Source organism: Bacillus sp. AY2-1 (genome assembly GCF_008368965.1).
GTDB lineage: Bacteria > Bacillota > Bacilli > Bacillales > Bacillaceae_G > Bacillus_A > Bacillus_A thuringiensis_S.
Genome location: NZ_QPEL01000163.1, coordinates 1 through 7,871 on the forward strand (window position 1 = coordinate 1; position 7,871 = coordinate 7,871).

The window sequence follows — 7,871 nt, forward strand, 5'->3', positions numbered from 1 at the left end:
GTATAAAAGAGTTGGTGTTTATTAATAGTAAAATGTTACTAGAAATACCTAATTTCATATTAGTTTCGATAGTTCTTATTTGCATATATATTGTAATTAGCGCTCTATTTATTCGTAAGGTTTCGTTTGAAGATACAATTTAAATACAATTATTTTAGGGGAGAAGGAAGAGTAAATGGGAGATACTTCTTCATTAATAACGGTCTTTTTATGCATTGCACTACTAATATTTTGGCGTCGTTATCGCTCCATGCATAAGCCAATAAAGGGATCGGGAAAACGTATTTTATGGCCATTACTATTTTTAACACCAGGTATTGTATGGTTTTTAGGTCCCGTACATCCAGCTATATTGCAAGTAATTATAGCGGTATTCATTGGTGTACTTTTTGCTGTGCCGCTTATAGTATTAACAAATTATGAACGAAGAGATGATGGGAATATTTATACGAAAAAAAGTGCAGCTTTTTTAATTACTTTTATTGCACTTGTCGTTTTGAGATACGGTTCAAGAAAATATATTGTTGACTTAGATCAGCAAACAATAGGTTTATTATTTTATGTTGTTGCAGTATCGTATATTTTTCCTTGGAGAATTGCCTGTTATATAAAGTTTAGGAAAGTTTGGCTGGAAAATAATAATCATGCTATATGAAAACCTCTCATTTGAGAAGTTTTTTTATTTTTACAGGTAAGCAAAACAAGTTGTTAAAGGGCAGGCTGTCATAGAATATGATACATATTATAATGAGGAAAAGTTGAGGGGATAAAAATGCGTACAATTTTACTTTTTCTAAACAACATGTTCATTAGCGAAATCGAGGACATTAGGCAAAAACATGATCCTTTATTTGGATTAATTCCACCGCATATTACAATTGTATTCCCATTTGAAAGTTCGATTTCAAATGATGAGCTGAAATTACATATTATAAATGTATCAAAACTGATACAGAATATAGAAATTGAATTTAAGAATCAAATTACAAGTGAAAGAGAATATTTGTTTTTACGAGTTGAAAAGGGGAAAGAACAAATAGAGGAACTACATAATATTCTATATACAGGACCTTTATTACAATTTTTGAAAGAAGACATTCCGTATATCCCGCATGTAACAGTCGGAAGAAAAGAAAGTGTCGAATTAGCTGCTGAAGTAGTGAAGGAGATTCCTAGTTTTCATGGGAAGTTAAATTGTGTAATTGATAGAATAAGCGTGGAGCGAATTGGAGAGAACAGGGAATCAATTATTGAATTTGAAGTACCATTTCTAAAAAGCTGACAAAAGTCAGCTTTTTATTTCGTAGCATGAAGTAATGCACCAATTGCACCGCTATTACCACCATCTTGTAAAAAGATTGGTGTTTTATTTTGATATTCGGTGTAGCTACTAATAATATGTTGAAGTTGTACGTTATTACATAAAGTCGAACCAATATAAATAATATGTTCAATGTTTTTTGTTTCAGCGAATTGAAGGCTTAATGCAGTAACGACTTCACCGACAAGTCCTTGTACAGTAGCTAGTATATCGGAGCTACTATTATTTGATTCTGTAATGGCTGCTTTTCCGAAGTTACTAGCAGTTAAGTTATTATCGATAGGGGAAAGAATACCACCATAAATATCTCCAACCGTAATATCTAGTTCTTTTCTAGAGCCTACTTTTGTTAGAGGGATTACATCTTCAAAATGATCTATATTTGTTAACAATTTTGAAAGTCCCATAATAGTCCCACCGCCAACTCCGGTTCCACCAGCGCGAATATATTGTTCATTATAAACGTAATGGATAGAAGTACCTGTACCGATATTGGTTAAAATAAAATTGCGTATAGCATGTTTTTCTTCTTTTAATATGTATTGGACACCTGCAAGAGTAGCTTCAAATTCGTTTAGCTCTATTATTTTATATGAACCTGTAAGCAGATGCTGTAATAGTTTCGATTTACCACCCGTAATACATATTTGTTTTATGCCATTGTTGTTTTTAATCCAATCTATTATTTTATGTTGTTCATGCGAATAAAATTTTTCAAAAGTTAATAGCTTTTTTTCGTTAAAATAAGCTATTTTCGTTAATGTGCCTCCAGCATCGATACCGATAGTACGTTCCATTTCCCTGCTCCTAACTACGTAATATATTTTCTTATTTATTTAATTGGTTGAGAATAGATATTTCCAACTGATATAAGGAACACTTTAATCTGCTTGATATATTAATAGTTTTTCTATAGTTACAATAGGCTGGTCGTTTACAGTTGCAATACCTTTACCAAGAATAAAACCTCGACGATTGCGCGTTAGCTCATAATGTAAATCAAGTTTATCACCGGGATATGCTTTTCCGTGGAATTCAACTCCATCTAAAGAGGAGAGAAATCCTAGTCCTTCAGAATCACTTGTATGTACAAATGCACTAAGCTGAGCAAGTGCTTCTACAATTAACATATGAGGCATATGTTTGTGACTATCGTTTATAAACCATTCGTTATTTGTAATGAGTTTATATCCTGTAACGAATTCATCTTGTTTTACATTTATTACTTTATCAATCATTAAAAATGGATAACGATGGGGAAGTGTGTCTTTAATATGCATATGAAAGTACCTCCAATTAATAATACCCCTGCTAAAGTTAAGCAGGGGAGTGGGAACTAATTTTTAACTAATTCATTTACTTTTTCAAGGACGAAAATGCCGCTATTTCTAATGTTTTCAACAACTTGTTGCAACACTTCTTTATCTTGAACGAGTGCAATACGTACGAAGCCTTCTCCGTGAGGTCCAAATGCATGACCAGGTGTAACAACGACATTCGCACGATCCATTAATGCATAAGCGAAGTCTAGAGAAGTCCATCCTTGTGGAATTTCAGCCCAGACAAACATACTACCGGCTGGCTTATCGACATTCCAACCAAATGTTCGGAATCCATCGACTAAAGTATCTCTCCGTTCTTGATAAATATCGCGGTTTTTCTCACAAAATGCCGCGCCATTTCTTAGTGCTGCAGATGCCGCTTTTTGAATTGGTAAAAATACACCGTAGTCGGTATTAGATTTAAATTGAGTAAGTGCACGAACAATTTCTTCGTTTCCAATCATATATCCAATACGGCTACCTGCTAAACTATAACTTTTTGACAAAGAATTGATTTCTACGCCAACTTCTTTAGCACCATGTACAGAGAGGAAGCTAATTGGCTTATTACCATCGAAATAAAATTCAGCATAAGCAAAATCATGGACAACGATAATATTATGCTTTTTCGCGAATGCGATTACTTCTTTAAAGAAATCTTCATGGGCCATTGCTGGAACGGGATTCCCTGGGAAGTTTAAAATCATCATCTTCGCTTGATCGGCAATTTCTTCAGGGATGACTTCTAAGTCTGGTAAGAAATCATTCTCTTTCTTTAAAGGCATGTAGTAAGATGTTGCACCAGCCATTTGAATACCTGTTTCATAAGCTGTATATCCTGGATCAGGAACTAATATAATATCACCTGGATTTGTATAAACCATAGGTAAATGAACGAGCCCGTCTTGTGAACCCATTAATAATAAAACTTCTTTATCTGCATTTAATAAAACGTTATGAGTGTTGTTGTAATATTCAGTTACAGCTTCGTGAAATTCTTGAATACCTGATAATGTATACCCGTAGCTCTCTTTCTCACTCGCTGTATGTACCATTGTTTCTCTTACAAAATCAGCGGGCGGCATATCAGGATTTCCGATGCTCAAATCAATCATGTTATGACCTGCTGCAATTTTTTCTTTTTTATAGGCTCCTAATTCACTAAATATAGAAGATTGGAATGCTTTCATTCTAGTTGCTAACGTGTAAGTCATCAAAACCCCTCCTAAAACAGTGCTTTCATTCTGCGTTTTTAATTATTCTGAAAACACATGTTTATATTTTATCATTTTTTTATGAAAATTAAAACGATTGACAAATTTAGAGGAAGTATTAGCCTATTTTGAAAAGTATCGATGTAAATAGCGTAGACGTGTTAATTGAAATGTCTATTATAGGATTCATTTTATATAACTTAAGTTATTTTATAGTTTTTATTAAGTATTTGTGGAAGATTTCTAAAGTGAAATAACGCAGAAAATATTTTCTGCGTTTCCTCTGAAATATAATCATTTCTTTTTATACGTGCATAATTTTTCAGCTGTCAAAAAGTATACATTTAATGTACCGTCGGCAACTTTTAAAGTTTGCTCTGATGTAAATGAATTACCATAATCAATGTGATATACATTAGAATTTTTGACAAATGAGCCTTTATATAAATCGTCTTTATTCTTTGTGGTTTGCATTTCTACTAAATTTTGCACAATTTCCTCTTTATTTTCTTTTTTGACAACTGTTTCAAATTTATAATATACAGGGCATTCACCATTTTTATTGTCAACGACTTCCCAAGAACCGTATATATCGTTATTGCTGCATCCACTAAGTAGGATGATTAGTATAGGAATTGTAAGTAGAACCTTTTTCATTTTGTGCTCCTTTCTTTTAAATTTGAATAAACGTGCGAATACGATAGGGATATTATAATAAATAAAGTTTAAATTTTTTTAAAGAATTATTTAATTTCATATAAAAATTTAGGAGAAATTAAATAAGCATGAATCTAGTGTAAAGTCAGATTCATGCTAGTACCATAGCCTATGTTATATCTTTTTTGAGGATAAATAAAGAGGAAAGCAGAAGCACTATTCCATTTAATATATATACGCTTGCGATCATAAAGGCTAACGTACCTGCGCCAAATCCTGCTTTATCGAATATAGAAGCAAATGTTGCGATAGTCAAAAAGACAATGGGAGTCAGTAGTAAAAATATGAAACCTGCCACGATTCTTTTTTTAAAACTATGTCCAGATAAGGAAATGGCTAAAAAGTTTAGGATGCTAAACAGAGCAATTGCAAAGAGCAGGACAATAAATACTTCAATGCCATCAGACATTTTACCACTCCTTTTATAAAGAGTACTCTTTATAATCTATTCGAAATAAAAGGGGGATACTCCTTTAGGTAATTTCAATAAACGTAATAAATAGGCGTATTATAGAACAAAGAAGTATGGATTCAATATTATATCCATACTTCTTTGTTTATTTTATAAATTCGCAGATTGTGAATGCTGTTTTTCATAATGTTTCTGCTTAGAAAGGGAAATAGAAATAATCAATAATGAAACGACTCCGAAGATGAGAACCATATATTGTAACCCAATTGTATCTAAGAAGAACCCTGTGCCAAGTAAGACGATTTGGAACATAACCCTCTCAAACATATTACGGAATGAGAAGAGGCGACCGTGATAACTTTTTTCCACTTTCGTTTGGAAAATTGTCGACATAATAGGGAAGAAGCAGCCAACACTAAACCCAAACAAACCAAATGATGTAAGAGCCATCCATTTTATATCGCTAAAGAACAATGACAGGTGTGCAAAAGCAGTACAAATTGCGAAGAAATATAGTAATTTTTCGGGTTTGAAATGATCAGATAGACGTTTAATTACGAAGGCACCTAACATAAATGCGACACCTTCAATTGTATATATGAACCCTTTAATCGTAGGATCATGTTGCATTTCGCTAATGTTAATAACCATTAAATTAAACCCTGCTATAAATAATAGAGGGATGATACTTAATATAAGTGCTGTAAAAGCAATAGGAATTCCTTTTAAAATACGAAATACTTCCATAAAGCTATTGTCTTTTGCAGCTTGTTTACTTGGTGTTGTTGATTTCTTGTCTTCGAATTGTAGGAAGAACGTCGAGAGGAATAATAAGGCGTATGCTGCCATTGAAAAGGCGTACATATACTGTAAACTCATTACAACTAAAAGAATTCCACCTAGTGAAGTACCTGCAATACGAGCGATTGTACCAACATTCATATGTACACCGTTCATTTGTAATAACTCATTCTCACGTACGATGAGTGGAATTACAGATTGTAATGCAGGGAAATAAAATGCTGCTGAAATTTGAAGAGCAACCATAAATGCAATCATAAATGCGATACTTTCAAATTGAATAGCGAAAAACATGAAAATAACACTTAAAACTCGACCAAATCCAGCGTAAAGAAGAACTTTTTTCTTTTCATACTGATCGATGACACGACCGGCCATAGGGCCAACTAGAACACCGGCTAATAGTCCGATAAATAATATAACTGATTTCATGAAATCAGAAGGGACATATTTTTGCATAAACTCAAGGTTGCCAAGAATACCAAGCCATAATCCTAGACCTGCAATAAACTCCCCAATTAAAACAATCCAAACATTTTTATTACGCCACATAACATAAAACCTCTCCGTCTTTTAAAATGAAAAAACTCGTATATAAAACCTCCTTATTTATGTAGTATTTTTATACGAACTTTTTTAGAGTCAGAGTCTATATTACGTGTTTCATAATTGGATTTCAATCTTTTTGATTTGTAAAAAATTTGATGTATTAATTGATGAAATAAATGAAGCAAAACGTAAAAAATTCATGATTAAAGCTAATAGAAAGTAAGGATAAATATAAAAAAGCAAGAACGTATAACTACGTCTTGCTTTTCCAAAGTACAAAATTAAACATTAATTTCAATTAGCAATATTTACGCTCTTGTCCAATAGCTAAAGCGCTAAAAGATAGAGGACCAGCAACTTCTGCACTTGCACTACTAATAAGGTTTTCTACAGTTAATGAATATTCGTGTGTTCCACTGCTAATGTTTTGGTCTGTAGCTTGGAATGTTTGTACGTGAAATTGTTCAGAATTTGTTGATTCAATACCTACTTGTGTATTGAAAATTTCAATGTTATCAAGGAAAATTCGGAATAAAACTTGTGAAATCTCAGTTATACCTTCTACACCAACTGTAGCTATTAATTCTACTCGATTATTACGTGAATCTCTACTTGAAATTCTCAATTTCAAATTTGCTAGAATTACTTTGTTTGGAGAAGAGGGGATTGCAAAAGTTGTTGCATCAGTTTTACTTATAGGTTGAGTAGCTTAATAATCAATGATATGAGTCATATTCACAACATCTTCATATACTGAAATACGGAAATAGGGATGAATTATCTTGGACAAATACTAGAATATTATAATAGAGTCCACAACAATTGTTGAAAAGAAGCAATTTACATAAAAGCATCAAGAATATATCATAATAAGATGATATTTTTCTTAATGCTTTTTGTAATTAAGCAGAATATTCTTCTTTACGTACTTCAAAAAATTCATTACGTCGTAAGTAATTATAAATTCTCTCAGAAACCTCTTCTTCTTCAGACACTAAGAAACGATGGTCAAAAGCGTAGAAAGATTGACCTTTAATTAATTTTACATAATATATATTAAACGCCTCCTGACACTAGATTATTACTTTCTTCATATTATGATGGCCTATATGTCTGCTAAAAATACTTGGAGTTTCAAAGGAAGTAAGTAAAGGGATGAAAGAGCTTACAATTTTGTAAGGTTTATGTCACCTTTTTCGATAGTTTACATTCACCAATTTCTTCTATACTACAAATAAGTTGCATAAAATAAGGGGGTAAAAAGATGGATGAAGTAATTGGAGAAGTTGTAGCAGGTATTTGTGAATTTGTAGTAGAAGTAACAGCGGATGCTATAGGAAGTTTAGTTTCCGGAAATGATGAGGAAAAAGAAACATTATAATAATTTGTAAAAGTATAAAGTTGATCAAATTGTAAAGGCTGATTTCTAAAGGGAAGTCAGCTTTTTATTTTTTACATGATATTAACTTAAGTTGAATATTCATTTGTTATTATATTGAAGAAACCTATATAAGGAGGTGAATAAACAAATATGT

At 32.2% G+C, this 7,871-nt stretch carries 11 protein-coding genes; 3 read left to right on the forward strand and 8 right to left on the reverse strand.

Features of this window, described 5'->3' with window-relative positions:
• From DN403_RS26570 to DN403_RS26580, 3 genes are all read left to right on the forward strand, one after another.
• Positions 1–143: DUF4052 family protein (locus tag DN403_RS26570; protein WP_149185917.1), on the forward strand; the 143-nt coding region annotated here is incomplete at its 5' end.
• A gap of 32 nt (positions 144–175) precedes the next feature.
• Positions 176–655, forward strand: coding sequence for a CcdC family protein (locus DN403_RS26575; RefSeq protein WP_106081978.1), 480 nt, complete (start codon positions 176–178; stop codon positions 653–655).
• 117 nt (positions 656–772) lie between these two features.
• The gene (locus DN403_RS26580) at positions 773–1,282 is read left to right on the forward strand and encodes a 2'-5' RNA ligase family protein (protein WP_149185918.1); all 510 of its coding nucleotides are present in this window, start codon (positions 773–775) and stop codon (positions 1,280–1,282) included.
• Positions 1,283–1,296: 14 nt separating this feature from the next.
• Here the strand turns inward: DN403_RS26580 and coaW are convergent, their stop codons facing one another.
• The 8 genes from coaW to DN403_RS26620 form a co-directional block, all read right to left on the reverse strand.
• Positions 1,297–2,118 carry a type II pantothenate kinase gene (gene coaW, locus DN403_RS26585; RefSeq protein WP_042598075.1) on the reverse strand — a complete coding sequence of 274 codons (822 nt, stop codon included), beginning with the start codon at positions 2,116–2,118 and terminating at the stop codon, positions 1,297–1,299.
• Between the two features lie 84 nt (positions 2,119–2,202).
• Positions 2,203–2,601 carry a 3-hydroxyacyl-ACP dehydratase FabZ family protein gene (locus DN403_RS26590; protein ID WP_000547638.1) on the reverse strand — a complete coding sequence of 133 codons (399 nt, stop codon included), beginning with the start codon at positions 2,599–2,601 and terminating at the stop codon, positions 2,203–2,205.
• 56 nt (positions 2,602–2,657) lie between these two features.
• Positions 2,658–3,857 carry an LL-diaminopimelate aminotransferase gene (locus DN403_RS26595; protein ID WP_149185919.1) on the reverse strand — a complete coding sequence of 400 codons (1,200 nt, stop codon included), beginning with the start codon at positions 3,855–3,857 and terminating at the stop codon, positions 2,658–2,660.
• A 294-nt stretch (positions 3,858–4,151) separates the two neighbouring features.
• The gene (locus DN403_RS26600) at positions 4,152–4,514 is read right to left on the reverse strand and encodes a hypothetical protein (RefSeq protein WP_000757024.1); all 363 of its coding nucleotides are present in this window, start codon (positions 4,512–4,514) and stop codon (positions 4,152–4,154) included.
• Between the two features lie 169 nt (positions 4,515–4,683).
• On the reverse strand, positions 4,684–4,983 hold the full coding sequence (locus DN403_RS26605; protein ID WP_001279466.1) for a hypothetical protein: 300 nt from the start codon (positions 4,981–4,983) through the stop codon (positions 4,684–4,686).
• 153 nt (positions 4,984–5,136) lie between these two features.
• Positions 5,137–6,339, reverse strand: a complete 1,203-nt coding sequence (locus DN403_RS26610) for an MFS transporter (protein ID WP_000269263.1) — start codon at positions 6,337–6,339, stop codon at positions 5,137–5,139.
• Positions 6,340–6,634: 295 nt separating this feature from the next.
• A complete protein-coding gene (gene exsC / locus DN403_RS26615) occupies positions 6,635–7,033 on the reverse strand; it encodes an exosporium protein ExsC (protein ID WP_255452070.1) in 399 nt (132 codons plus the stop codon).
• Positions 7,034–7,238: 205 nt separating this feature from the next.
• Positions 7,239–7,391: a YqbF domain-containing protein gene (locus DN403_RS26620; protein WP_074789873.1), complete on the reverse strand. Its 153-nt coding sequence runs from the start codon at positions 7,389–7,391 to the stop codon at positions 7,239–7,241.
• Between the last annotated feature and the right edge of the window lie 480 nt (positions 7,392–7,871).

Coding starts and splice junctions, on each gene's coding strand:
- coaW (WP_042598075.1), bottom strand. CDS start 2,118: ATGGAACGTACTATCGGTATCGATGCTGGAGGCACATTAACGAAAATA.
- DN403_RS26590 (WP_000547638.1), bottom strand. CDS start 2,601: ATGCATATTAAAGACACACTTCCCCATCGTTATCCATTTTTAATGATT.
- DN403_RS26610 (WP_000269263.1), bottom strand. CDS start 6,339: ATGTGGCGTAATAAAAATGTTTGGATTGTTTTAATTGGGGAGTTTATT.
- DN403_RS26605 (WP_001279466.1), bottom strand. CDS start 4,983: ATGTCTGATGGCATTGAAGTATTTATTGTCCTGCTCTTTGCAATTGCT.
- DN403_RS26575 (WP_106081978.1), top strand. CDS start 176: ATGGGAGATACTTCTTCATTAATAACGGTCTTTTTATGCATTGCACTA.
- DN403_RS26580 (WP_149185918.1), top strand. CDS start 773: ATGCGTACAATTTTACTTTTTCTAAACAACATGTTCATTAGCGAAATC.
- DN403_RS26600 (WP_000757024.1), bottom strand. CDS start 4,514: ATGAAAAAGGTTCTACTTACAATTCCTATACTAATCATCCTACTTAGT.
- DN403_RS26595 (WP_149185919.1), bottom strand. CDS start 3,857: ATGACTTACACGTTAGCAACTAGAATGAAAGCATTCCAATCTTCTATA.